The organism is Massilia niastensis DSM 21313 (assembly GCF_000382345.1).
In the GTDB taxonomy this organism is placed as follows: domain Bacteria; phylum Pseudomonadota; class Gammaproteobacteria; order Burkholderiales; family Burkholderiaceae_D; genus Telluria; species Telluria niastensis.
Genome location: NZ_KB908083.1, coordinates 95,741 through 120,991 on the forward strand (window position 1 = coordinate 95,741; position 25,251 = coordinate 120,991).

General features: G+C 60.3%; 22 protein-coding genes. 13 read left to right on the forward strand and 9 right to left on the reverse strand.

The window, feature by feature from the left end; genetic code table 11:
• The first annotated feature begins 619 nt into the window (after positions 1 to 619).
• The 5 genes from H162_RS0106630 (at position 620) to H162_RS33915 (ending at position 6,535) form a co-directional block, all read left to right on the forward strand.
• Positions 620 to 1,852, forward strand: a complete 1,233-nt coding sequence (locus H162_RS0106630; protein WP_020652670.1) for a hypothetical protein — start codon at positions 620 to 622, stop codon at positions 1,850 to 1,852.
• The gene (locus H162_RS33125; RefSeq protein ID WP_084676948.1) at positions 1,849 to 2,310 is read left to right on the forward strand and encodes a three component ABC system middle component; all 462 of its coding nucleotides are present in this window, start codon (positions 1,849 to 1,851) and stop codon (positions 2,308 to 2,310) included. The genes H162_RS0106630 and H162_RS33125 overlap by 4 nt, the downstream gene beginning before the upstream one ends.
• The gene (locus H162_RS0106635; RefSeq protein WP_020652671.1) at positions 2,307 to 4,310 is read left to right on the forward strand and encodes a DUF3732 domain-containing protein; all 2,004 of its coding nucleotides are present in this window, start codon (positions 2,307 to 2,309) and stop codon (positions 4,308 to 4,310) included. Before H162_RS33125 ends, H162_RS0106635 begins: the two co-directional genes overlap by 4 nt.
• Before the next feature lie 381 nt (positions 4,311 to 4,691).
• The gene (locus tag H162_RS33130) at positions 4,692 to 5,846 is read left to right on the forward strand and encodes a DUF262 domain-containing protein (protein WP_084676949.1); all 1,155 of its coding nucleotides are present in this window, start codon (positions 4,692 to 4,694) and stop codon (positions 5,844 to 5,846) included.
• Complete coding sequence (locus tag H162_RS33915) at positions 5,843 to 6,535, forward strand: MAE_28990/MAE_18760 family HEPN-like nuclease (protein WP_156885492.1); 693 nt, start codon at positions 5,843 to 5,845, stop codon at positions 6,533 to 6,535. Before H162_RS33130 ends, H162_RS33915 begins: the two co-directional genes overlap by 4 nt.
• Positions 6,536 to 6,866: 331 nt before the next feature.
• Here H162_RS33915 and H162_RS0106645 read toward each other — a convergent pair whose 3' ends face one another.
• Both H162_RS0106645 and H162_RS0106650 read right to left on the reverse strand, forming a co-directional pair.
• Positions 6,867 to 7,874, reverse strand: a complete 1,008-nt coding sequence (locus H162_RS0106645) for a Bug family tripartite tricarboxylate transporter substrate binding protein (protein WP_020652673.1) — start codon at positions 7,872 to 7,874, stop codon at positions 6,867 to 6,869.
• Between the two features lie 124 nt (positions 7,875 to 7,998).
• The gene (locus H162_RS0106650) at positions 7,999 to 8,727 is read right to left on the reverse strand and encodes an SDR family NAD(P)-dependent oxidoreductase (protein ID WP_020652674.1); all 729 of its coding nucleotides are present in this window, start codon (positions 8,725 to 8,727) and stop codon (positions 7,999 to 8,001) included.
• A 517-nt stretch (positions 8,728 to 9,244) separates the two neighbouring features.
• Between H162_RS0106650 and H162_RS0106655 the strand changes: the two genes are divergently transcribed.
• Positions 9,245 to 9,892, forward strand: coding sequence for a YitT family protein (locus H162_RS0106655; RefSeq protein ID WP_020652675.1), 648 nt, complete (start codon positions 9,245 to 9,247; stop codon positions 9,890 to 9,892).
• A 127-nt stretch (positions 9,893 to 10,019) separates the two neighbouring features.
• Positions 10,020 to 11,420 (forward strand): M20/M25/M40 family metallo-hydrolase, encoded by a 1,401-nt coding sequence (locus tag H162_RS0106660; protein WP_169444452.1) that lies wholly within the window; start codon positions 10,020 to 10,022, stop codon positions 11,418 to 11,420.
• Positions 11,421 to 11,447: 27 nt separating this feature from the next.
• Here H162_RS0106660 and H162_RS0106665 read toward each other — a convergent pair whose 3' ends face one another.
• The 3 genes from H162_RS0106665 to H162_RS0106675 form a co-directional block, all read right to left on the reverse strand.
• Positions 11,448 to 12,398: an acyltransferase family protein gene (locus tag H162_RS0106665; RefSeq protein ID WP_020652677.1), complete on the reverse strand. Its 951-nt coding sequence runs from the start codon at positions 12,396 to 12,398 to the stop codon at positions 11,448 to 11,450.
• A 267-nt stretch (positions 12,399 to 12,665) separates the two neighbouring features.
• A complete protein-coding gene (locus H162_RS0106670) occupies positions 12,666 to 14,072 on the reverse strand; it encodes a carboxylesterase/lipase family protein (RefSeq protein ID WP_229451962.1) in 1,407 nt (468 codons plus the stop codon).
• A gap of 132 nt (positions 14,073 to 14,204) precedes the next feature.
• Positions 14,205 to 15,101 carry a LysR family transcriptional regulator gene (locus H162_RS0106675; protein WP_020652679.1) on the reverse strand — a complete coding sequence of 299 codons (897 nt, stop codon included), beginning with the start codon at positions 15,099 to 15,101 and terminating at the stop codon, positions 14,205 to 14,207.
• Between the two features lie 242 nt (positions 15,102 to 15,343).
• Between H162_RS0106675 and H162_RS30280 the strand changes: the two genes are divergently transcribed.
• Both H162_RS30280 and H162_RS0106685 read left to right on the forward strand, forming a co-directional pair.
• On the forward strand, positions 15,344 to 17,152 hold the full coding sequence (locus tag H162_RS30280; RefSeq protein ID WP_051109890.1) for a sensor domain-containing diguanylate cyclase: 1,809 nt from the start codon (positions 15,344 to 15,346) through the stop codon (positions 17,150 to 17,152).
• On the forward strand, positions 17,107 to 17,838 hold the full coding sequence (locus tag H162_RS0106685) for a helix-turn-helix domain-containing protein (protein WP_026354322.1): 732 nt from the start codon (positions 17,107 to 17,109) through the stop codon (positions 17,836 to 17,838). The genes H162_RS30280 and H162_RS0106685 overlap by 46 nt, the downstream gene beginning before the upstream one ends.
• Before the next feature lie 105 nt (positions 17,839 to 17,943).
• Here H162_RS0106685 and H162_RS0106690 read toward each other — a convergent pair whose 3' ends face one another.
• Entirely contained in the window at positions 17,944 to 19,266 is a 1,323-nt protein-coding gene (locus H162_RS0106690) for an alpha-amylase family glycosyl hydrolase (RefSeq protein ID WP_020652682.1), read from the reverse strand.
• Between the two features lie 189 nt (positions 19,267 to 19,455).
• Here H162_RS0106690 and H162_RS0106695 point away from each other — a divergent pair, with 189 nt between their 5' ends.
• Together H162_RS0106695 and H162_RS30285 are read left to right on the forward strand one after the other, a co-directional pair.
• Entirely contained in the window at positions 19,456 to 20,439 is a 984-nt protein-coding gene (locus H162_RS0106695; protein ID WP_084676950.1) for a porin, read from the forward strand.
• A gap of 82 nt (positions 20,440 to 20,521) precedes the next feature.
• The gene (locus H162_RS30285; protein WP_020652684.1) at positions 20,522 to 20,959 is read left to right on the forward strand and encodes a hypothetical protein; all 438 of its coding nucleotides are present in this window, start codon (positions 20,522 to 20,524) and stop codon (positions 20,957 to 20,959) included.
• On the opposite strand, the gene H162_RS0106705 is transcribed toward H162_RS30285, so the two are convergent.
• The 3 genes from H162_RS0106705 to H162_RS0106715 all read right to left on the reverse strand — a co-directional run bounded on the left by H162_RS0106705 (position 20,918) and on the right by H162_RS0106715 (position 23,507).
• Positions 20,918 to 21,940, reverse strand: a complete 1,023-nt coding sequence (locus H162_RS0106705; RefSeq protein WP_026354323.1) for an SDR family oxidoreductase — start codon at positions 21,938 to 21,940, stop codon at positions 20,918 to 20,920. The genes H162_RS30285 and H162_RS0106705 overlap by 42 nt on opposite strands.
• 261 nt (positions 21,941 to 22,201) lie before the next feature.
• Positions 22,202 to 23,206, reverse strand: a complete 1,005-nt coding sequence (locus H162_RS0106710) for a sulfate ABC transporter substrate-binding protein (RefSeq protein WP_020652686.1) — start codon at positions 23,204 to 23,206, stop codon at positions 22,202 to 22,204.
• Between the two features lie 88 nt (positions 23,207 to 23,294).
• Positions 23,295 to 23,507: a hypothetical protein gene (locus H162_RS0106715; RefSeq protein WP_020652687.1), complete on the reverse strand. Its 213-nt coding sequence runs from the start codon at positions 23,505 to 23,507 to the stop codon at positions 23,295 to 23,297.
• 137 nt (positions 23,508 to 23,644) lie between these two features.
• Here H162_RS0106715 and H162_RS0106720 point away from each other — a divergent pair, with 137 nt between their 5' ends.
• The gene (locus tag H162_RS0106720) at positions 23,645 to 24,397 is read left to right on the forward strand and encodes a phosphatase PAP2 family protein (protein ID WP_020652688.1); all 753 of its coding nucleotides are present in this window, start codon (positions 23,645 to 23,647) and stop codon (positions 24,395 to 24,397) included.
• An 11-nt stretch (positions 24,398 to 24,408) separates the two neighbouring features.
• On the forward strand, positions 24,409 to 25,245 hold the full coding sequence (locus tag H162_RS0106725; RefSeq protein ID WP_020652689.1) for a metallophosphoesterase family protein: 837 nt from the start codon (positions 24,409 to 24,411) through the stop codon (positions 25,243 to 25,245).
• The last annotated feature ends 6 nt before the right edge of the window (positions 25,246 to 25,251 follow it).

Below are 25,251 nucleotides of genomic sequence, written 5' to 3' on the forward strand. Positions count from 1 at the left end.
TCTTCGGGCAGGATAGACTAGCGTCTCAAAACGTTAACCTTTGCTCGTTGGGCAAGCGATGTTGATTAGGGAGGAGCCGTCCAACAAGGAAGAGCCCCGCTAATGCATCATCATCTACGCCAGAGGCTTTAATCTACCGCTGCCGCCCGAGTAAACATCAGCGAAGGGAGCGGCATACATCCCTCACGCCGTGGCTTCCCGCTGCCCCAAATATTGCCAGTGCGGGATTTCGAAACAGCGGACCGTAGGCGATAAAGTTCTATCTGGCTGTCTGTACCGGCACATGTCGTGACGCGTTGGCACTGAATTTGCCTCGAAAGGGTTACCTGTCCTACCCTCGCGAAAGCTGCACAGCGGAAGTCTTGAACAGCCAAGTCCCAGCGTTTCTTACCCCACAGCCCTAGCTACTACGATACAGGGCTCGTTTCCAGGCTTGCAAAGCGCGAAGGTGCCAAATTGAACTGAGCAATGTCATGAATTGCTTTCGGCCAATGAATGCTGATAAGCTTTAGTCTTCTCAGGGAAAAGCTGTATTTTTATACAGTATAGGATAATCCCAGGCGAAAAAAGCGCAACCAATTGTTGTGTCGTCGATCGTTTTTATAAAGATTGGAGCGGTGTGAACGTAAAACTCGACTTTGATGCTACGAAGCTTTTTGAGGCTTTGAAGTACCAGATTCATGTGGCGATTAACTACTGTCATACTCTCGAAAAGCACGACGTGCTATGGATTGAGGTCTTCGGTGACGTGACTGTGGAGGGGCGTGACCAAGTAGAGATCAAGGACTACGGTGATAGCTTGACCGACGGTCACGAAAATTTTTGGAACACACTCAATAATTGGCTAAAGCCCGATTTTCGTCACCAACAATATGCCAATCTTATTCTTTTGACGACTCAAGCATATGGCGAGCGTGCGTCGCTAAAGAATTGGGAGCAACTCGATGTCCATGGCCGTCTGGCTGTACTTAAAACTATTCACGAGGCGGCCGAGGCTAGGTTTGAAAAGGCAAAGCAATCTGCGGATAACGGCGGAAGCAAGCCAAACGATAAGGCCTCTGACGATGGGAAGATTGAGCGTAAAAGTGTCAATCCATCGGAAGTGCTGAAACTTCAGCGCAAGGTGTTGGCAACGAACGTTCGAGAGTCATTGATGGAAGCTTTATCTAAGGTCAAGATAATCACGGACCAGCCCGACTTGCTAGGGCTGATTTCCACATACAAAATGCGCTATCTCAAGGGTATCCAACCGCATCGCATGGACTCTTTTCTAGATGACCTCTTCGGTTTCATGACCAGCGCTCTTAAGATTACAGGAGGCTGGAGATTTACCGCTGCAGAGTTTGATAAAAAATTCGCTGAACTTACCGCCCGATACCTTATTGGGTCGTTGAAATTCCCGCGTCTTAACAGCGATGATGTAGAGATCGAAGCCTCCAGAATGGATGTGCGCGATCGCCTCTATGCCATAAAACTAGATGAAATTGGCAGTGACGAAGAGATCATTCTTCAAGCAACAGCTGACTTGCTTCATGCACAGCAATACATTGCTGAACTGATCAAGGACTGCACTACGGCCCAAGAGGACATAGAAGACTACAGCAAGAATCAGCTAAGGATGCATCGATCTAGTCGGTCGAGCTTCATGCGGAAATGTAGTTCGGCGTGGTCTCATGCTGAGCTACAAAAGGCATCCTGTACTTTTTATGATGAACGTTGCGCCGAAGCTGCTGAGCGCTTTAGTACCTACGATTTCACGCCTATTGAATTCCGTAATGGAATTTACCATATGTTGGCTGACGAAGAGCCTGCAAGCCCACTTAAGGAGTTTCACTGGAGGCTTTGGAAATGACTAGAGGCCCTGTTGAACACCTTTTTACGCTTCATCGCTCACCTATTGCATTAGCTCCAGTCATTCATCAGTTCTTCGCCAGCTCTCAGCCTCGCGAAAGAGATTTTCTGCTCAGCTATTTAGTGCTTCCTATGGTGTTATACCCTGCTATGCAGGAATATCTTCTTACTGTAAGGAAAACTAGCAATCTTCGGACCCTCTGTAAAGAGCAGTCTAGGCTTGTGGGATTGACTCGAAACGCTCAGCAGTTCAAACCGCTGACTCACGCTGCAATGCTTGTTCTTAAAGCAGAGGGAAAGATTGAAATCACGGATGGCTTGACGGTGAAGACAGCAGGCGATGTCACGACAGATAATGCCAACCCAAATCAACTTGAAGCCGCTCGCCGACTGTCTATCATTTTCGCTGAAGTCGATATTGTTTCCATTTACAGGACGTTAGGATTTAAGTCGCTATGAAATGCTTTCTGCGATACATCGGTGTCGTTGACATCAAAGAGAAGCTTCACTATGTACGTTTCGAGTCTGGGCTCAATGTAATCACCGGTAAGTCCTCCACTGGCAAAAGTGCGATCCTTGAAATATTCGATTATTGTCTAGGTAGTACCGAAGATACTATTCCCGTGGGCAAAATCACTGAGCGAGCCGAGATGTTCTTCATCGCGCTGCAATTTCCCGGTTACTTTCTCGTAGCTGGACGGAAGAAGAAATCGGAACGCTGCTTCCTGTTAGAGGTACAAGGTACCGATGCAGATCAACTGTTAAAATTCATCGAGCGACCGAAAGCATTTTTCGATCCCAAACACTACATGCCGCTTTCTGACTTTAAGAAAAGCATCGGGAGGTATTTTGGGATCACTTTGGAAAATGTTGATGAAGATCCATTCCTCAAAGCGGTAGGTCGCAAAAAATCTCCAACTCCGTCAGTTCGGAGTTTTTTGTCCTTCATGCTTCAGCACCAGAATTTGATTGCTAACAAGCATGCAATCTTTTATCGCTTTGACGAGAAGGAAAAGCGCGACCAAGCAATCAACCATTTTAAAATCCTCATGGGCCTTGTCGATGAAAACTATTTCGACCTTTATAAGGAATTCGAGGTTGCAAAATACGAGCTTAACAAACTCCAGGCACAAATTCCAAAGCAGGCACAGCGTAGAGAAGCGGCTATTGCTTCTTATAATCGCCACTTAACCGATTTCGAGAGCTTGGCCGGCTTTTCACTTGTGAATGCCACGGCTGAAGAGATATATCTAAAGCCAAAGCTATTTCTAAAATTAATTTCCGAACGCTCGATTAAAATTGATGTTCTTTCGGATAAAATCGAAATACGCCGGGGGGAACTACAAGCACAGCAATCGAACGCCCTTGTAAAGAAGCGTAAGCTTCAGGGCCAAGTTAGGATGATTAATGACTCAATCACATCGGCAACTCAATTTAGCCTGGGCATGATGGCGGAAAGGTTGCCAGTGTCCACGGTGTTATCTGAGGCCTACTGTCCTCTGTGTGAAACTCACAGTTCAACTCCTGCTGTTGAAGCCAACAAGCTTGTAGGTGCTATTGAGTGGCTAAACAAGGAGCTCAAACTCTCTTCCTATGCCCGAGAGAGCTTCGCGGATGAGCGCCGAAAGCTCTTGAATGAACTCAACGTTGTAAATGAGGAGCTTCGTCACATTCAGGCCGATATCCGGCCGTTCGATGAAGAAATCGAAAGGCTCAAAACTTCAAAATCGATTAATGAACAGGCGACAAAAGCCAAGCTCCGACTGGAGATCGCTATTCAAGATCAGTTGGCTAAACCTGAATCAGAGCTATCTGAGCAAGAAAAACTTTGGCTCAAAGAGGTGGAACGACTTGCTGGGCTACTCGCTCAATACGACATTAAAGATAGGCTCCATCTATTGAGTCAAGATATCGATGCTAAAATGTGCGAGCTCGGCAACCACTTTGACTTTGAGGAAACGTACAAACCTTCGGCACTTCGGTTCGATATAGAGACGTTTGATCTGTGGTATCAGCAGGATGCTAAAACGCGCGTTTATCTCCGGTCAATGGGAAGTGGTGCGAATTGGCTGTACTCCCACTTGGTCCTATTTATGGCATTACACTACCAATTCGCCGCGCGTTCAGAGAGTGGCTGTAAAATTCCGCCAATCCTCTTCTTGGATCAACCTACCCAAGTTTACTTCCCGGCGTCTTTAGATGATGCGGATGAATTCGACGCTGGGGTGTTGGCCAAGCAAGCTAAGCGCGAGGACGACGTTGATGAAGATATGAAGGCCGTGACCAACATGTTTACTCAACTCGCGAAATTTTGCGCAGAGACAGGTAAGCGCACTGGCGTGATCCCTCAAGTCATCGTATCGGACCACGCTGACAAGCTCTTGCTCGGCGAGGGATATAGATTTCAAGATTACGTCCGCGCGATCTGGCGCACGCGTGGCTTCATTTCGGAAAATTGATATCGATGGTGAAGCGAGGTGAAGCTGAGTTTCCATCAAATTCGTATTGTAAATACAGTACAGAAACAAGCTCTATGTCTGGTCTAGTATTAGGTCTGACTCCCCTATGACTTCTAGAATGCGTGTTTTTAGTTCCTTAATGATGTCAAATTCTACTGAGTCTTTCGAGTTCCTGAGGGATTTTTGAGATTGCTAATTCTTATTGACATCGTAAATCATGAAAGTCTCTATAACTTCGTAAGCAGGTAATCCCGCTCTTTGCTAAAAATTCTAAAGGTGCCAATGCACGTTCGTTACGTCATCTCCAGCCTGAAATAAACTTGGTCGACCTGCTAAAAGTTTGCTTTGCCTAACCACTTTACACGTTATTGGAAAATATTTATGAGTAGCCAAAACCATCGCATGCAGTTATCAGAGGTTGAGGACCAGATTTATCAGAAAAGAAAATCTGTACGTTATGACATTCGCGACTTAACTGTCGAGGTAATTGTCGCAAAATACGATTCAAGTCTTGATGAGGTAAACTCGGAAAAGGTAACGGATCCAGGGAAGTATAATTACATCTTTATTCCAGAATATCAGCGTGACTTTACTTGGGATCGGAAAAGACAGTCTAAGCTGATCGAATCTATTATTCTCGGATTGCCAATTCCCTTCATTTTTGTCGCCGAAAACAAGGATAGCTCTTGGGAAATAGTAGACGGTTCCCAGAGGGTGCGAACGCTCCACAGTTTCGTTAGGAATGAGCTTGAACTCAATAATCTGGAATCGCTTGATGCTCTAAATGGATATAAATTTAATGAACTAGACGTTTCGCGCCGAGGCAAGATATTGAGCACAGCTTTACGGCTTATCGTCCTTTCCGAAGAAACTGCCGATGATGTTAAAAAGGACATGTTTGAAAGGATTAATAGGGGTAGCGATCTTCTAAAGCCGATGGAGAAGAGAAAAGGCATCTATATTGGGCCGTTTAATGAATTCCTATATGATTACTGTAAGACGGAGGAGAAATTCTCGAATCTTACGCTAATTGACAAATGGCTGGAGAAGCGGCAAGAGCGTGAAGAGTTGCTGTTGAGATTCTTTGCGATTTCTGAAAATGATATGCATCAGAAAGGGATCAGCGGTAGCGGTATTGCTGGCTATTTGGATGCATACTTGGATAAAAAGAATAGAGAATTAGAAGACTTGGACGAGACCGGGCGTGAGATTGAAATGTCAAAGCATGCGCGTAAAATTAATGCTGTGGTCGATTTCGTCGATAAATGTTTCCCATATGGGTTTAGACATACTAGAAATCCGCAAACCAAGCGTTCAGTATTCGAGGCTATTTCTGTGGGGGTTTGGCGCTATCTCGAAAGTGTTAACCATAAGCCAGACTTCGAGAAGTTTAAGCCTGAAACTATTGAAAAATATCTAAAGGACGGCGAGTTTAAGAAGTTTACCCACGTTGCCAATGAATTGCACCAGAAGACTCGCCTCAAAGGTCGAGTTGATTTTATTTTCGATATGCTTATTGAGCTTGGTGCAAAATGATTTCAATACGTGGTGATTTTACCGCTAGAAGGAGTGAGATCGATCAATACCTCGATCTGTTGAGGAAGATTGAAGATGGTGAGTATCTTTTGCATTATCAAGGCAATTATGTGAATTTGCCTACCACTGTTAAGACAACGCAAAAAGCTTCGGCCATACTACTCTTGTATAACATTGTAGAATCGGTGGTTACTAAGCTATTGATTAGGATTCATGAAGTCGTAATATCTAAGGATGTGGGGTATTTTGATTTAAATGATAAAATCAAGGATCTTACCCTGGTATATTTTAATTCTGTGATCGAGAAGAAGCAAAGCTTTCATGATGCCGTTCCTTTTGTTCAAAGTTTAATTGGTATGTTGATGAGAAATGCGAAATTTGAAGTTTCCTATGAGGAAATGGAAAAGCACTATTCTCTCTATAGCGGGAACCTTGATTCCCGAAAAATCAAAGAAACTTTTTCAAAATATGGGGTGGTGGTGAGGGAAACTGCAAGTGAGCTGCAAACAATCAAGAATGGAAGAAATAAATTAGCTCATGGTGAAGTTTCTTTTGAAGAGTATGGTCGCGAATTGTCCATTCAGCAATTAAGTGCACTCAAGGACGCTACGCTCAATTATTTGAAGAACCTGATTGATGAAGTTGAGGAATATGTAAATAGCGCAGGTTATCGACTTGAGGCTGGATAATATTGCTTGTAATGGGTGCGTATTCATGCGCAGCCGTAGCGGCCGTTTTGAGAGGCTGGGTTTTGCGGTGCAGCCTCTTGCCAGCGTTTTTACACAGCCTGCGTCGATCGTGGAATTTACTGGACGATTCGGCGCCGAATCTATACTAAGGAATATTTCCTAAAACGTTGAGTGAAGAGGGCAGTGGGTAGGCCGGTGGGTAGCCGCTAAAAAATGTCTTCTTTTTCATAGTGAAAATACTGCTGACACCGCTTCCACTACAATTGTGAAAAAGCCCCAGAAGTTGGGGCTTTTTGTTCTTCTTGCGGAGAAAGACTAGGCTATCTCGCGATCACTCCGCAGTCGCCCCCGACTGCTTCACAATCTTGCCCCACTTCGCCGTCTCGCTCTGAATAAAGGCCGCAAACTGCTCCGGCTTCTCCCCATACGGCTCCGCTCCTTGCTCCGCCATCTTCTTCTTCACCTCCGGATCAGCCAGCGCCTTGAGAATGGACGCATTCAGCTTGGCCACCACCGTCGCAGGCGTCTTGGCCGGCGCCAGCAACCCGAACCACGACGTCGCTTCATACCCCGGCACGCCAGCCTCGGCAATGGTCGGCACATCCGGCAGCGCCGGCGAGCGCTTCGGCGTGGTCACCGCCAGCGGACGCAGCTTTCCGGTCTTCACATGCCCAATCGCCGACGGCATATTGTCGAACATCACCGCGATCTGCCCGCCGAGCAGGTCGGTCACCGCCGGCGCACTGCCGCGATACGCCACGTGCTGCATGTCGACGCCGGCCATGTGCTTGAACAGTTCGCCGGAAAGGTGAATGGAGCTGCCATTGCCCGACGAGCCGAAAGTGACCTTGCCCGGATTGGCCTTGGCATAAGCAATCATTTCCTTCACATTCTTGAAGGGCTGCGACGGGTTGGCCACCAGCAGGTTCGGCACCAGGGCCACGCGCGACAGCGGCGCGAAGTCCTTGATCGGGTCGAACGACATCTTCTTGTAGAGGCTCTGGTTGATGGCATGCGTACCGACCGTACCCATGAGCAGCGTGTAGCCGTCGGGCGTGGCACGCGCCACGGCCTGGGCGCCGATGTTGCCGCCGGCGCCGGCGCGGTTGTCCACGATCACCGGCTGGCCAAGGTCCTTGCTCATGTATTGTCCGATGACGCGCGCCAGGATGTCGGTGGTGCCACCGGCCGAGAAGGGCACGACGATCGTGATGGACTTGGTCGGGAACGCCTGGGCGTGCGCAGCCAGGGGCGCCAGCGACAGGGCGCCGACGGCGGCCCCGGCGGCGAGGATGAAGGTGCGGCGCTTCAGAGCGGCATCAGAAGAGAAACGTGGCATGGAAGAGCCTCCGAGGAAGTTGAATCAACACAGGCGGGTTGCCGCCTGGGCGCAAAGCGGACGGGACAGGCCCGTCCACAGGAATGCACGGGTGCACGGTCTGCGGCCCCGTAGCGAAGCTGGATCAGATCGGTGCAACGCCGAGCGTCGTGCCGCCGCATACATAGAGCACCTGGCCGGTGACGAACCCGTTGTCGGGCGACAGGAAGAACATGGCGGCGCGCGCCACGTCCTCCGGCGTGCCGAGACGCTTCACGACGATGCTGTCGATGATGCGCTTCGTCTGCGGCGCCCCGTCGGGATTGCTCTTGCGGAAGAGGTCCGTCGCGATCGGGCCCGGCGCCACGGCATTGACCGTGATGCCGTCGCCGCCGAGCTCCAGCGCCAGCGTGCGCGTGAGGCCGACCAGCCCGGCCTTGGTGGCCGAATAGACGATGCGCTCGGGCTTGCCGAGGCTGGCGCGCGAGGACATGTTGACGATGCGGCCCTGGCCCGAGGCGCGCATCGCCGGCAGCGCCGCCTGGATCAGGATGATGGTGGCCTTGAAGTGCAGGTCGACCACGTAGTCGAGGTCGGCCATCGTGGCCGTGTCGATCGTGCCGGGGCGCGTGGCGCCGGCGTTGTTGACCAGCGCCGTGACGTCGTAGGCCGACGTGATCTGCTGGGCAATGGCCTTGGTTTCCTGTTCCTTCGTCAGGTCGGCCTGGAAGGACACGAGATTCTCGTGGCTCCAGTCCGGCTTGTTGTAGTCGAGATTGACGACAGTGCGGCCCTGCGCGAGCAAGGCTTCGCAAATGGCCCGGCCGATGCCGGCGCTGCCGCCCGTGACCAGGGCGACTTGTTGTTGACTCATCTTTGTCTCCAGAACTGATAGTCACCGCACGCATGCAGGAAACCGGACGCGTGCGGGATGAATGTCTGCCTTGTCCGTCGAAACGACAGCCCGGGACAGGGCGATCGTCTCCCGACTGGACAGGCATTGTTTTTGTAATATTAGCAGGCTTTCCCTGGCCATTACCCTTTTGCCATGGGCGAAACCAGTAGAGTATTAAACAACTTGCCGCCGAGTGATGTACTTGTGGATGTCCCTTAGTTACATTGCGGTGCAACATGGGCGATAATGGAGGGCTATCGCCCGGATTTCCCCATTTCATTACCATGATTGCCACGGTCAGACACGACCAGCGGCTGGGTTTGCCTTTGTACACTGTAAGGAAAATGAAGCATCATCTCCTGCCCGCCCCGGTCGGGCGCGCCATGTTCGTCGAGTGTTCGTCCCGCCTGGGCGGTTTCGTATTCGCGGCCGGCTGTCCGCGTGCGCGCGGACGCGCGTCAACGCCGTTCTCCGCCCCGGTCGCAGCGGTGGTGCGATGATGCAGGGCGCCCTGCAACGGCAAACGGCGCCGGCAAGCCGTCCGCTTTCGGTCAAGCCGCATTCCCTGCTGGACGACGTCTACGGGATCGCCGTGGGCGTGCTGTTCGTCTCCACCGGGATCCTGCTGCTGCAGGCCGCCGGACTGATCACGGGCGGGGTGGCGGGCATTGCGCTGCTGGTGTCCTACGTGACCGAGCAACCGGTCGGCCTGCTGTTCATGCTGATCAATGTGCCGTTCTTCCTGTTCGGCTACCTGTTCATGGGGCCGCTCTTCACCATGAAGTCGCTGGCCGGCAGCGTGCTGATCATGACCCTGCTCAAGCTCATCCCCCAAGGGCTGGTGATCGGGCACGTGGATCCCATGGTGGCTGCCCTGGGCGGCGGCACCTTCTGCGGCATGGGCATCCTGGCCCTGGCGCGCCATGGCGCCGGCGTCGGCGGCACCGGCATTCTCACGCTGTGGATGCAGAAGACCTATGCCATCAATGCCGGCCGCACCCAGGTGCTCATCGACAGCGTCATCCTGCTGGTGGCGCTGTCGCTCGTGGCGCCGCAACGCGTGGGCTGGTCGGCGCTGAGCGCCATCGCCATGAGCGGCATGGTGATGGCCTGGCACCGGGCGGGGCGCTACTTCGGCAGCTGAGCGCCACGGGCGCCTGGCGCCGATCCCCTGCACAAGCAATCAGGCCGCGGCCGGCATCGCTCCACGCTTGTTGTTAATAAATTGAACAGTTACACTGGGGCATCACAACTTACCCCGGATGCCCCAGATGAGCTTGCGCAAACTGCTTCCGATCGCCGCGCTGTGTGCAGCCGGCGCCGCCACCGCGACCCCGGCCGACGACCCCTGGCACGCGAAAGCGCGCGAACTGCTGGAGCGCACCGTGAATATCCCGACCGTCCCGAGCGGTACGCGGACTCCGGAAATGGCGCATTACCTGGCTGAGCAGTACCGTGCGGCCGGGTTCCCGGACGCCGATATCCGGGTCATGCCCTATGAGAAAACCGCGGCCCTGATCGTGCGCTGGCGGGCAAGCAATCCGACGGCGCGCCCGATCATGGTCATGGCCCACATGGACGTGGTCGAGGCCAAGCGCGAGGACTGGGGCGACACCGATCCCTTCGTCTTCACCGAGAAGGACGGCTACTACTACGGCCGCGGCACCAGCGACATCAAGCAGGGCATCGCGGCCACCACGGCGGCGCTCATGAAGCTCAGGGCAGGTGGCTTCCAGCCGACGCGCGACATCATCGTGTTCTACACCGGGGACGAGGAGACGGCCAGCCACGGCGCCGAACTGGGCGCCACTACCTGGCGCGAGCTGCTCGACGTCGAATTCGGCCTGAATGCCGATGGCGGCGGCGGCGGCTTCGCGCCGGACGGACGGGCGCTCGGATTCTCGCTGCAGGCGGCCGAGAAGACCTATGCGACCTATACCTTCAGCGCACGCAACCGCGGCGGGCATTCGTCGAAGCCGCGCGCCGACAACGCCATCTACGCGCTGTCCAACGCGCTGCGGCGCCTCGAAAGCTACCGCTTCACGCCAAGCCTCAACGAGACCACCCGCGCCTACTTCGCGGGACGCGAAAAGACCGAACCCGGCGCACTCGGCAAGGCCATGCGCGCGTGGCTCAAGAACCCGAAGGATGGCCGCGCCGCCGACGCCATCGAGGCGGACGAGGGCGAGACCGGCCTCACGCGCACCCGCTGCGTCGCCACCCGCCTGGCCGGCGGCCATGCCGACAATGCCTTGCCCCAGCTGGCGACGGCCACGGTCAACTGCCGCATCATGCCGGGCGTCTCGCCCGATGCGATCAAGGCGGAACTCGAGAAGATCGTGGCCGACCGGACGATCGCCGTGACGCGCAACGACGAGGCGGTGTCCTCGCTCGTCTCGCCCCTGCGGCCCGACGTGGTCGGCGCCTACACGGACGCGGTGAAGGCGCGCCACCCGGACTCCCCCGTGTTCCCGGAAATGAGCACCGGCGCCAGCGACGCGAATCCGTTCCGCATCGCCGGGATCCCGATCTATGGCGTGGATGGTTCGTGGGGCATCGTCCCGGATGACCTGCGGGCGCACGGCCGCGATGAACGGCTGCCGGTCAAGGCGCTCGACGACGACGTCGACCACTGGGTATTCATGCTGGGCAGGCTGGCGGGAAAACCCTGAGCGGTCCCCATGAAGTCGCACGCGACTTCATGGGGCAGCCCGCAGAGGCTTGGCCTGGAACATCCATCCGACGATTTTGTTCCCGGCAGTATTCAATATCATCGCCACCGCGAGGATCAGCCCGAGACTGAGAACGAAATCGACGATCGGGTTACCTGTCGGACGAATGAAGAAATAGCTGTGGATCAGATAGATTTCAAGCAGATATTTTTCCAGTCTGGCGAGTGAACCGATGAATTGAAACCGGGGGCATTCGGCCACCGTGAGCCATAGCGCGAGCGCCGTCGACAGGACAAATAACAGCAGGCCGTTCAGTTCCCGGTAGGCGAAGAACGCATTCAGCATGCCGAAGGCGCAGGCGGATAGCAGAACAAGGGCAAGCAATAAAGCCCGCGACAGTCGAAAGCGGTTAACGCCGATATACATCCCGAGAATAAAGCCGATCATCGTCAGCCAAAGCGAAAAACCCAGGCGTACTTCCTGGTTGACAAGCAACAGGGCTGCCACCACGATCGCCAGCAGAAAAGGGGTCTCCCGGGAGGCAATCAGCCTTTTCGCTGTATATGGGTAGAGCACATAGAACAGCAATAACAGCGTGAAGAACCACAATCCGCGACCCAGGCCGCTTTCACTCGCTCCAAAGAGATTCAGGATCCCGGACATCCCCATGAAATGGACGAGGCTATGCCAGTGGAACACCTCCTTGCCTTGCAGGATAAGTAGCACCGACAGCACGCCCAGGATGAACCAATATCGGATGCCGAGCCGCTGGATTTTGTTTTTCCAGAATGCCCCGACATCGATGATCGTCCCGTGGAGCCGGCTGGTAAAGAAGGTCGAGGCAAACCCGAAGATGAACAGGGCGACGGCAGACGGAATCCACAGGGGAAGATGGGTGAACCAGTGGCTGGTTACCACCATGAAAATGGCGAGTACCTTGGCGACTGAAAAGTTCTGGCTGAGAGTTTTGCTATCCATGATCCAATGGGCAACGGGGCAGCAGGCTGCCCGTAGGTTGAATAGGTAGTCAGAAACAAGCCTTGCAATGCTGCAAGGAAGACAGGACGTCTTTTCAAGCTCGCGAGACGGGAACGATGAATCGTCTATAAGAAATTTATAATATTGTAACTTCGGGTAAAGGCAAGTTCACACATATTTTCTTTGTATGTACCGAATTGGCCACATGGCGAACGAGCGGACCGCTACCGGCTGTCGCCGCCGGTAGCGTCCGCCCGTTCCGGTCCGTCACTGGCGCCTGGCGACCGCCGCCCGCGCAGCGTCGATCTCGGCGCCCCATGGGTCCTTCGTCACCACCGGCTTGCCGGTGTCGGCGAAATCCATGATCTCGTCCCTGGCGCGCGCGTAGCGCGGCCAGGCCGGCAGCCCGGCGCCGTTCGGATCGCCTTTCCTGGCGAAGTTCACCAGGTAAGTCGCCATCGCCCGGCTCATGGCGGCATCCCTGGCCGTGCTCTTCGCGCCGTACTTGATGTCGGCGGTATCGAAGAAGAAGGGGATGTCGGTCGCATGGCGGGCGCCCGGCACGCCCACGGAGTCGGCGACATACGAGAAGCGGTAGGCGTACACCGGCACGCCCTGGTCGGCCAGGGTGGCGGCCAGGCTGCGCGCGCCGGCCACCATGAAGCCGGTCTTGCCGCCGATGTCGGCGCCGGTCGCGCCGATCATCACCGGCACCTTGTGGAAGCGCCCCGCGGCGAAGGCGGCGCCCGAGTCGATCGCCAGTGTGCCGTCGGCGAACGGGCCGTGGTAGGTCGGCGCGCCCTGCACCGAGCGGTTCGCCAGGTTGAGGCCATCGACCACCTGTTCGGCGGGCAGGGCGCGCAGCTTGTCCAGCGCCTGCGGATCGTCCGCCGCGATGCCTTTGCCGGCGGCGAAATCGGCGCCGATCCTTTCGACGGCGCCCAGGCCAGGCGCGGGCGTGCCGCCGTCGCCGCCGGACAGCACCACGGCCTTCGCGAACAGGCCCCTGGCCATGGGCGAGGTCAGGAGGGTGTTGACCGACATGCCGCCCGCCGATTCACCGATGAGGGTGATGTTGGCCGGATCGCCGCCGAAGGCCGCCACATTGCGCTTGACCCACTGCAGCGCGGCCAGCTGGTCCATGAAGCCGTAGTTGCCGAGCGGGGCGCCGTCGGCATGCTCGCGCGTGAGCTGCGGGTGGGCGAAGAAGCCGAAGCGGCCGAGGCGATAGTTGAAGCTGACCAGCACCGCCCCCTGCTGCGCCAGCGGGGCGCCAGAGTAGGTCGGCGGCGACGATCCGCCGTTCACGAAGCCGCCGCCGTAGATCCAGACGATGACCGGCAGCTTGCCGCTGGCCCTGGCCGGCTTCCACACGTTCAGGTACAGGCAGTCCTCGGCCGGCGCCGTGCCGAGCGGGGCGGCATCGCTGGCGAACGGCAGCTGCATGCAGTCGGCGGCGTAGCTGCCCGCCTGGCGCACGCCGCTCCACGCCGCCGCCGGCTGCGGCGCGCGCCAGCGCAGGGCGCCCACCGGCGGGGCGGCGAAGGGGATGCCTTTCCAGCTTGCGATACCGTGGCTGATCGCGCCCTCGATCTTGCCCGTGTCGATCCTGATCACCGGACCGGTGGATGCGGACGCCAGCGGCGCGAACAAGGCAAGTGGTACCGCTAACATAATCAGGGAGCGAGAGCGGGGGATGGGCATCGGTGAGTCTCCTGTGGTGTTGGTGTGGATGAGCGGGAACGACGGCCGGAGCGTGGGCATGCGACAAACTTGTCTCGATCGTAATGAGGGCCCGGCAGCTCGTCAACGTGAATCTTTGCCGGCGAAGATCTCCCTGAGCCAGTCGACGAAGACCCGTACCCGTGGCGACAGCTGCCGGCTCTGCGGATACAGCACCGAGACCGGCAGCGGCGGCGGCGCCAGGGCGGGCAGGACGATCTCGAGTGCGCCGGCGCGCAGTTCGGCCTCGATCCGGTAGCGCGGCACCTGCACGATGCCCAGGCCGGCCAGCGCGCAGGCGGCGTACATGTCGGCGCCCGTCACGGCTACCGGGCCCGCCAGGGTCAGCTGGCGCAGTTCGCCGTCCACGACGAATTCGAGCGGGTAGGGCCTGCCGGTCGCGGACGAGATGAAATTGACGGCGCGATGGCGCCCGAGTTCGTCCAGGCTGCCGGGCCGGCCGTGGCGCGCCAGGTAGGCGGGGCTGGCGCAACTCACCTGTTCCAGCCGGGTCACCTGCTGCGCCACCATCGACGAATCCTGCAGCTTTCCCGCGCGCAGGACGCAATCGATGCCTTCGCGCACCAGGTCGACCAGGCGGTCGCCTTCGCCGATCTGGAGCTCGAGGCCGGGATAGCGCGCCAGGAAAGCGGGCAGGGCGGGCGCGACGACATGGCGCGCCAGGCTTGCCTGCAGGCTGACGCGCAACAGGCCGCTCGGCGCGGACTGCGAGAACGCGCTGTCCATCTCGTCCAGGTCGCCCAGCAGGCGCACGCAGCGCTCGTAATACGCCTGGCCGTCGAGCGTCGGCGCCACCACCCGGGTCGTGCGTTCCAGCAGCCGCGCGCCGATCCGGGTTTCCAGGCGCTTGATGGCGTTGGTCACGGTCGCACGCGGCAGTTGCAGTTCGTCGGCGGCCAGGGTGAAGCTGCGCCGTTCCACGATGCGGGTAAAGATCTGCATCTCCTGGAACCGGTCCATGTGGCTTGTCATGCTGTTATCCCTGGATGAAGTATGGCGATCATGCTTGTAATTGTTCGGCAGCACAATGCCGCGATTTCCGGTCAGGACAGGCGCTGCGGAAGTGTGATTTTGTGTGAGAGTGTTGCTTTTCAGCCAAAATAGCCTCTTGGGAATAAAAGATTCCGTTAAGTACTGCCTTTTCGGCAACGTGAGCGCCGGATCGCAGTATCATCGTCAGCTTTTGACTTCATTCGTGTTGCATGAAAGGCTTCCTCTGCAGATTGCGGCTGTCCAGCCTGGTGACCATTGCCGTATGCGCGACCGTGGCGCTGACCGTCGTGTTGCAACTGACTTTGGTAAACCACTTCGCGGTACGCCAGGCCGGCGCCGAGGCCGAGCTGCGGCTGCAGCAATTGTCCTGGCAGATGCGCGACTCGCTGAACCGGGTCATCGAGCAGGCCGGCGGCGACATCCGCCTGCTGACCGAGCTGCCCCAGGTACGCCAGGCGCGCGATCCCGCCGCGGCCCGGGCGGCGCTGGAAAGCCTGCAGCGCACCTTCCCCGACTACGCCTGGATCGGCATCGCCGACCCCGAGGGCAAGGTGGTGGCCTCGACCAAGGGCTTGCTGGAGGGCGCGAACGTCGGCGCGCGTCCCTGGTTCCAGGCCGGGCGGCACACCGTCCATGCCACCGACTACCATCCGGCGCTGCTGCTCGACAAGCTGCTGCCGCGCAGCCCCGACCCCTGGCGCTTCGTCGATCTCTCCGGACCGGTGCTCGGGCCCAAGGGCGAGGTGCTGGGCGTGCTCGGGGTGCACCTGAGCTGGGACTGGGCGCGGCGCCGCGCGCGCAGGCTGCTGACCCCGGCCCTGCGCCAGTACGGCGCCGAGATCATCGTGGTGCGCGGCGACGGCACCGTGATGCTCGGCCCGGACGAGCTGGTCGAGAAGAAGATCGTGACCACCAGCCTGCAACTGGCCCTGCAGGGCGAGACCGGGGCGCTGCGCGAGCGCTGGCCGGACGGCCGCACCTACCTGACCGGCTACAGCCAGACCGGCGAAGCGGACAATCCGGCCTCGCTGCGCTGGGCGGTCCTGGTGCGCCAGGTCGAGGACAAGGCGCTCGAAGGCACGCGCGACCTGCAGCGGCGCATGCTGCTCGGCAGTATCCTGCTTGCCGTGGCGCTGGTCATCGTCGTGGCCCTGCTGGCGCGCCGCCTGAGCCGTCCCATGGCGCAGCTGGGCCAGGCCATCGAACGCGCCACCGAGGCGACCGCCCTCGGGGCGGAGCCGCCGCCGATCCCGCAGGTCGACGGTTTCCATGAAGCCAATGTCTTGTCGAGCACGATGGGCAAGCTCGTGCGCAGCGAATGGGAAAGCCGCTGCGCGCTGCTGGCGCTGAACGAGCGGCTGGAAACCGCGGTTGCCGAGCGCACCGCCGAACTGCAGGCGCTGCTGCTGCGCGACGTGCTGACCGGCCTGCCGAACCGCCGCGCGCTGCTCGGCGCCTTGCCGGAAGCGATGGGCCGCGCGCGGCGCGTCGGCCGGCCGGCGGCCCTGCTGTTCATCGACATGGACGGCTTCAAGGCGGTCAACGATACCTATGGCCACGAAGAGGGCGACGAGCTGCTGCGCCAGTTCGGCGCGCGCCTGGCCCACGCCCTGCGCAAGACCGACATGGTGGCGCGCCTGGCCGGCGACGAGTTCGTCGTCGTGCTGGAGATGCTGACCGACGGCCTGGATGCCGAGGACACGGCGCGCAAGCTGCTGGAACGCATCCAGGAACCCTTCGCGCTGCGCACCACCGAGGTGACGGTCGGCGCCAGCATCGGGGTGGCGCTGCACCGGCCGGACGAGGCGCCGGACCTGGACGGCTGGTTGGCGCGCGCCGACCACGCGATGTATGCGGCCAAGCGCGCCGGCAAGAACCAGGTGGCGCTGGCGGCGACCCTGTCTGAGGGCGGGCTTGCCCGGATGCAAAGCGGGCTGCTACCATTCGCCGCACTTCCCGTCGCCCGAACGCCATGTCAGAAATCAGCCAACTCATCGTCACCCTCAAGCGCCAGCTGAAGCAGCAGGGGATGACTTATCGCGACGTGGCGGCGGCCCTCGGCCTGTCCGAGCCGAGCGTCAAGCGCCTGTTCGCGAGCGAGCAGTTCACGCTGGACCGGGTGATCGAGGTCTGCAACCTGCTCGGCTTCACGCTGGCCGAACTGGCGCAGGAAGCGCAGCAGGGCCAGCGCCGCCTGCGCACCCTGAGCGCGGAGCAGGAGGGCGAGCTGGTGTCGGACGCGAAGCTGCTGCTGGTGGCGGTGTGCGCGCTGAATCACTGGAGCCTGGCCGACATGCTGGCCGTCTACCGGCTGACCGAAGCCGAATGCGTGCAGCATTTGCTGCGCCTGGACCGCCTGCGGCTGATCACGCTGTTGCCGGGTAACCGCATCCGCCTGAACGTGGCGCGCGATTTCGACTGGCTGGCCGACGGGCCGATCCGGCGCTACTTCCGCGAACAGGGCATGCACGAATTCCTCGATGGCGGTTTCGACCAGCAGGGCGAGTCGCTCGATTTCGCGCACGGCATGCTGACCGAGAGCGCGCAGGCCAAGCTGCGCGCGGAACTGCGGCAATTGCGGGCGCGCTTCGCGCAGCTGCACGAGGAGAGCCTGGCGGCGCCGCTGGCGCAGCGCCGCGGCAGCGGCCTGCTGCTGGCGCTGCGCGAGTGGGAGCCGGCGGCGTTCGGGGCCTTGCGGCGGTAGTTGAACACGTAGGGTGGGCGGATTCCGCCCACGCGGTGATACGGGCAAATCGCATATCGGGGGTGTGAACGCCGGTTGAACGCGTGGGCGGGAGACCCGCCCACGCTACTGCGCGTCGATCCGGTAATCCCAGGCCGCCAGCCTGCGCTTCGCCGCACCGCCCGGCAGCGTGTACTGCTGCGGCGCCCCGCTCAGGTTGACCGCGACCGACACCGCATTGCCATCCTTTTCGCGCCGGAACGCGAACACCTTGTCGTTGCCGGTCTCCAGTACCTTGGCCGGTCCGCCGTGCTGGCCATTCCACAGCGCGCGGTTGTCGTGCTTGAGCTTGAGCAGCCCGGCGTAGAAGGTGGCGTACGGATAGTCCTTCCAGTCGATCGGATCCTTCTCGAAGAACTTCAGCCGCTTGTCGAAGCCGGCTTCCTGGCCGCCGTAGATCAGGGGCATGCCCGGCAGCGTGGCCGCCAGCACCGCCATCGCCTTGAACGCCGGCCCATAGTGCTCGGCGTCGCTGCCGTGCCAGGAGTTCTCGTCGTGGTTGCTGGTGAAGCGCATGCGGTAGGCGTGGGCGGGGTAGGGCAGCGGCGGTTTCTCGAGGAAGGCGCGCAGGGCGCGGGCATCGGATTTGCCCTTGGCGATGTCCTTGAAGATGCCCAGGGTGTCCCAGCCATAGGTCATGTCGAAGGCGCCGTGCAGTTCCGGCTGCCAGGCCTCGGCCAGCATGAACACCGGCTTGATCTTCTCCAGCTCGACCCGGGTCTGCTCCCAGAACGCGGTCGGCACCTTGGCCGCGACGTCGGCGCGGAAGCCGTCGATGCCGGTCTCGCGCACCCAGAACGCCATCGCCTCGCCCATGCCCTTCCACAGGCCGGGCTGCTTCCAGTCCAGGCCGGTCACGTCGGTCCAGTACTCCGGCTCCGCGCCCTCGGTATAGGTGACCGGATAGATCTCGCCCTTGTCGTTCTTCAGGTACCAGTCCTTGTGCTCGACCGTCCACGGATGGTCGAAGGCGGTGTGGTTCGCGACCCAGTCGAGGATCACGCGCATGCCCAGGCCCTGGGCCTGCTGCACCAGGCGCTTGAAGTCGTCCAGCGTGCCGAACTCGGGATTGACCGCCGTGTAGTCGCGCACCGCGTAGTAGCTGCCGAGCGTGCCCTTGCGGTTCATTGCGCCGATCGGCTGCACCGGCATCAGCCACAGGATGTCGACGCCCATCTTGCGCAGGCGCGGCAGGTGGGCGGCAAAGGCCTTGAACGTCCCCTCCCTGGTGTACTGGCGGATGTTGACTTCGTAGATGTTCGCGCTGCGCGACCAGTCCACGTGCCCGCCCGCCGCCGGCTGGGCTTGCTGGGCAGACACGTGCAGCGGGGCAAGCGCGGTACACAGCGCAAAGCCGAGCAGGGAAAGGAAACGGGCGGCGTGTCTCATCGATTGTCCTTGTTATTGGCCAAAATAAATTCCGCCCATTGTAAGGCGCTCGATCAAGCGATATGCATAAAAGTTCGGCTCGGCGGGTTTCAAAACCCGGTTTTTTGGCCTACCCTAGAGTTGTGTGCGGTATTAGACAGATCGTCTCGGAACTAAGCGGCTAACTTAGGGCCAGAGAGGGATGACGCTATGAAATTGTCAATCGTCGCATGTGTCGTGCTCGGAGGAAGCGCGGCATGCGTCTCGGCGCAAGACACGGTGACCCCGCATGGGGGCGCCAACGCCGGGGCTGTCAAGGAATACGCCTGCACCGACAGCTGTGTGCAGGGCACGCGTGCGCCCGGCCAGGCAGCGCTGGCGGCGCAGGCGGATGCGCCCGCCATCTTCACGATCGAGCAGGAAGAGAACGCTGGCGCGCTGCGTCGGCTGCAGGGCGCGCCGGGCACGCTCGCGGTCGGACGGCAGTACAGCCTCGAATACATGGCGATCAACGATGTCGCCGATCCCTTCCACGGCGGCCTGGCCGGCGCCGCCGCGCCGAACGGCCGGCGCGCCGAAGACAGCGTCACCTACCAGGGCAGTGTCGCCGGCCTGTCGACCGGCACCCAGTGGCGCAAGGGCGATGTCGACGGCTCGCCCGCGGGACGCGCCTGGGGCATGACGGTCGGCCTCAAGGCCGGACCCCTGACGATCCGCGCCGCCCACCAGAACCGCAACGTGGCCAAGATCACCCGCTACGACCAGGTCGGCATCAGCATGGCGGCCAAGAATTCCCTCCTCGCCGCCAACATGCGCTTCGACTGGGGCACTGCCTATGCGGCCTATAGCGCCAGCAAGGGCTGGGGCAGTTCGCCGCTGTTCAATCCCGACAATCCCTACAGCGTCGGCATCGCGACCACGCCCTCGACCAACAGCCGCGACGTGCTGGCCGGGGTGGCGGTGCCGGTCGGCCATGCGACCACGCTGCTGGCCTCGTTCATCCGCAAGAACGACCGCGATCCGGCCGACCGCGACGCGCGCCAGGTGGCCGTCGGGGCCAGCTATGCGGTGTCGCGCAGGCTCGACTTCTACGCCGCGTATTCGCGCATCCAGCACCTGAGCGCCGTCCCGCTCGGCAGCGTGCGTCCGGGCAGCGGCGCGGCCATCAATGTCGGGATGCGGCGCGCGTTCTAGGTCCTTGCCCAGCGCTGCGCCGCTGTACGGCGAAAGTCAGTACGCTGTCTCCATGGTTCAATGATCATCTACTGGAGGCATCATGACTGGCGCTAGCACACTTGATCCGGACAACTTCCCGGAACGACCCGACCGTAGCCTGGGCAAGGGTCACGGCATCGACTCGCTCGGTCCGAGCGACATTTCCGACACCGGCAGCGACGTGGTGGGCGGCCCCGGTTTCGCGGGCAACCTCGATCCGGAGCAGCGACTCGATTTCGACGAAGGCACGACCTCGGACCTGGAGGCCAGCCACGCGCACGGTACCGCGGGCCCGGACGTGGGCGACGCGAATTTTTCGGGTGACAGCGACATGGGCGGCACCGGCGAGCGGGCCGCGGCCGGCCGCGATACCGTTGCCAAGGATGGCGCCGACATCGACACCGACCACATCGAGTCCATCCCCGATCTGCCGCTGACCGAGGAGGACACCGACTTCCTATCGAGCCAGCCGCCGGGACAGGGTAAGGGCCGCAAATAGCGCGCCGCCGCCCAGCAGGGCGGTCATGAGCGGACCCGAGCGCAGGCTGGCCTTCGTGTACAGGCTGTTCTCGGCGACGTGGTGCCGCATGCCCTGGCGCTGGCGCAGTTCGTGCGTGTGGTCGGGCGCATGCAGCGCGTCGCGGCGGCCCGGGAGGGTCGTGACGGGCGACTTCTGCTGCTTGAACATGGTTGCGCGCATGTAGCGGTCGAACAGGCCGGGCATGGCGCGCGAGCCGGCCGAGATCATCTTCGAGGCGCCGCCCACGAACACGTCGCGCTTCGGATGCTGGGCCGCGTACAGGATGGCGTCGGCCACCAGTTCCGGCGCGTAGATCGGCGGGGGCAGGGCCGGTTCCTTGTCCATGTAGTTCTTGGCGTGCACCGCGAACATGGTGTCGATGGCGGCCGGCTTGACCAGCGTGACCGACAGCGGCGCATCTTCCTTTTCCAGTTCCATGCGCAGCGACTCGGTGAAGGCTTTCACCGCGTGCTTGGACGCGGAGTACATCCCCTGCAGCGGCACGGCGCGGTCCGACACTTCGCTGCCGATGTTGATGAGGGCGCCGCCGCCGCGGGTCTTCATGCGCTTCACCGCTTCCAGCGAGCCGTTCACCACACCCCAGAAATTGGTCTGGAACAGGCGGTGGTGGTCTTCGGGCGAGACGTCCTCGAGACGGCCGAAGACCGAGACCCCCGCATTGTTGACCCAGGTATCGATGCGCCCGAAGCGTTCCATGGCGACCTGGCCGATGCGTTCGACATCGGCGATGTTGCCGACGTCGGCCGCCACGGTGGCGACCGCGACGCCCTTGACGCGCAGTTCGCTGGCCAGTTCGTCGAGCGCATCGGCCGCCCGTGCGGCCAGCACCAGTTTCACGCCGCGTTCGGCGGCCATGCGGGCGGTGGTCAGGCCGATGCCGCTGGTGGCGCCGGTGATGACCATGACCTGTTCGCTGAGTTTCCGGAGTTTGACTGACATATCGAATCCTTTCCGTGCGTTGGACCAGGAAGGACTGCCACGGCGGCGCCGGGCAGGCCACGCGTTATCGAATAGATCACGTCGTGGCCGATGGGGGAATTTCAAGCGGTTTTTTTGATGGGGCCGGTGATGGCTGAGGAGGAGGGATGGGTAGGGTTGGCGGCGATGCCGCCGACGCGTCGATAGTGATCGGCACCATATCGGGCTCGATGATCGTTCCGCTCACTATCGACGCGTGGACAAGCTTGTCCACCCTGGGGATTACTTGCCAGGCGCATAGATCTGGTCGAACACGCCGCCATCCGCGAAGTGCGCCTTCTGCGCCTGGGTCCAGCCGCCCAGTTCGCTGATATTGAACAGCTTGATGTTCGGGAACTGCGTCGCGTATTTCTTCGCGAAACGGTCCACCGCCGGACGGTAGTAATTCTTGGCAACGATCTCCTGGCCTTCGTCGCTGTACAGGTACTCGAGGTAAGCCTGCGCCACCTTGCGGGTGCCGCGCTTGTCGACGTTCTTGTCGACCACGGCCACCGGCGGCTCGGCCAGGATGCTGAGCGACGGAGCGATGATCTCGAACTTGTCCGGGCCCAGTTCGCGCAGGGCGAGCAGGGCTTCGTTTTCCCAGGCCAGCAGCACGTCGCCGATGCCGCGCTCCACGAAGGTGGTGGTCGCGCCGCGGGCGCCGGAATCGAGCACCGGCACGTTCTTGTACAGGCGTCCCAGGAACTCGCGCGCCGTCTGCGGCGAGCCGCCCGGCTGGCGCAGCGCGTAGCCATAGGCCGCCAGGTGGTTCCAGCGCGCGCCGCCCGAGGTCTTCGGGTTCGGCGTGATCACGGACACGCCCGGCTTGACCAGGTCGCCCCAGTCGCGGATCTGTTTCGGGTTACCCTTGCGCACCAGGAACACGATGGTCGAGGTGTAAGGCGAGCTGCGATAGTTCAGCTCCTTTTCCCAACCGGGCGCAATCAGCCCACGTTCGCTGATAGCATCGATGTCGTAAGCAAGCGCCAGCGTGACGACGTCGGCCTGGAGGCCGTCGATCACGGCGCGCGCCTGCTTGCCCGAGCCGCCGTGCGATTGCTTGACCGTGACGTTGTCACCGCTCTTTGCCTTCCAGTGGCGGGCGAACGCGGCGTCGAAATCCTGGTAGAGCTCACGCGTCGGATCGTACGAAACGTTGAGCAGGGTAACGTCTGCCGCGAAAGCCGCGGACTGGGCCAGCAGCGTCAGTGCTGCCAGCGAGCGGATGATTGTCTTGCGAAACATTTGTTGTCTTTCGATGGTTGGGAACCTGTAGAGTACGTTCCCGCCATCCATCGGAAAACGAATAAATTCGCTTAACAATATGAGATTTTCAGTGGGCCCTGGACAGGATCAGCAGCCAGCGGCGGAACAGCAGGATCTCGACGTGGCCTGCGTCGACGCCGGTGTCGCACTCGATGATCGGGTTCACCGCATAGAAGCGCTTGCGGAAATCACGGGTGACCCGGATCTCGCGGCGGCCGATGCGGGCCATAAAAGGGACAGGTGCGTATTCCAGGCCGAAGGAGCTGTTCAGAGTGGTCATGGCGTTTCCTTTTTATCGAGTTGTTGTGCAGTAAGTAAAGAATAGCACAACTACTGTATAAATCTACAGGTACTGTGTGGATATACAGTAAAAATATTTTTGTGGTTTTTTCGCCAAGCACCCTCATATCGTGCAGCATGCTGAACAATGTCTTCCCCCGCCTGCACCGCTTCGCCGCGGCGCGCTTCTCGCCCGAGGGCGAATACGGCCTCCACCTGACCGTCGGCGTCGCGCTGCTGGTGGCCGCCATGGCCGTCTTCGCGCGCCTGGCCGGCGATGTCGTCGCCGGCGCGCCGATCACCCGGCTCGATGTCGAGGTCGCCAACTGGCTGCACGCGCATGCCCACGACAACCACCTGTGGCGCCAGGCGCTGCTGGTGCTCACGCACCTGCACAGCACGCCCGGCGTGCTGGCCCTGGCGTGCGCCGCCGGCCTCTGGCTGTACCGGCGCGGACACCGCTACTGGGTGCTGGCGCTGGGGTCGGCGGTGCCGGGAGGCATGCTGCTGAACGTGGCGCTGAAGGAGACCTTCGAGCGCGCCCGTCCCCATTTCGAGGAACCCATCGTCAGCCTGGGCACCTACAGCTTCCCCAGCGGCCATACGATGGCGGCCACGGTGCTGTACGGCGTGCTGGCGTGTTACTTCGCGCGCCGGGCGCGCGGCTGGCCGGGCAGGGTGCTGCCCTTCGTGCTGGCGGCGCTGATGATCTTCTCGGTGGCGTTCTCGCGCATGTACCTCGGCGCGCACTACCTGTCGGACGTGCTCGCGGCGACGGCCGAAGGCTGCGCCTGGCTGGCCATCTGCCTCTCCGGGGCCACCACCCTGAACCGGCGCCGCATTGCACGCGAGCGGCGCGCGACCGGTTCGGCCCCGCCCGAAGAAATCTGAAAGGAGCCACGATGCGTACCCTCGTCCACCTGTCCGACCTGCATTTCGGCCGCGTCGACCATGTCCTCCTCGGACCCCTGCGCGACCTCATCGAAACGATCGCGCCGGACGTGCTGGTGGTGTCCGGCGACCTGACCCAGCGCGCGCGTCCCGAGCAGTTCGAGGAGGCGCGCGCCTACCTCGACACCCTGCCCGGGCCGCAGATCATCGTCCCGGGCAACCACGACATCTCGCTGTACAACGTGTTCCGCCGCTTCGTGAAGCCGCTCGAGCGCTACAAGCGCTACATCACCGAGGACCTCGATCCGATCTACATCGACGACGAGATCGCCGTGCTCGGGGTGAATACCGCCCGCTCGCTGACGATCAAGGACGGCAAGGTCAGCAGGGACCAGATCGACGGCATCCGCCAGCGCCTGTCCGGACTGGATCCATCGATCACGCGCATCGTGGTCACCCACCATCCGTTCGACCTGCCCGATCATTTCGAGGAGCGCGACCTGGTCGACCGCGCGCCGATGGCGATGAAGGTGTTCTCGGAATCGGGCGTCGACATCCTGATGGCCGGCCACATGCATGCCAGCCATGCCGGCAGCACGGCGGAGCGCTACCAGATGGGCGAATACGCCGCACTGGTGGTCCAGGCCGGCACCGCGACCTCGACCCGCGGGCGCGGCGAGGTGAATTCGTTCAACGTGGTGCGGGTCGAGCCGATGAAGGTGGAGATCGACCGCTACGGCTGGAACGTCATCCACAACAGCTTCCAGCTGGTCGCCACCGACAAGTTCATGCGCAGCGGTAACGTCTGGACCGAGCACATCGACGGCATGCTGGCGGCCGGCCTGTAGCGGGCC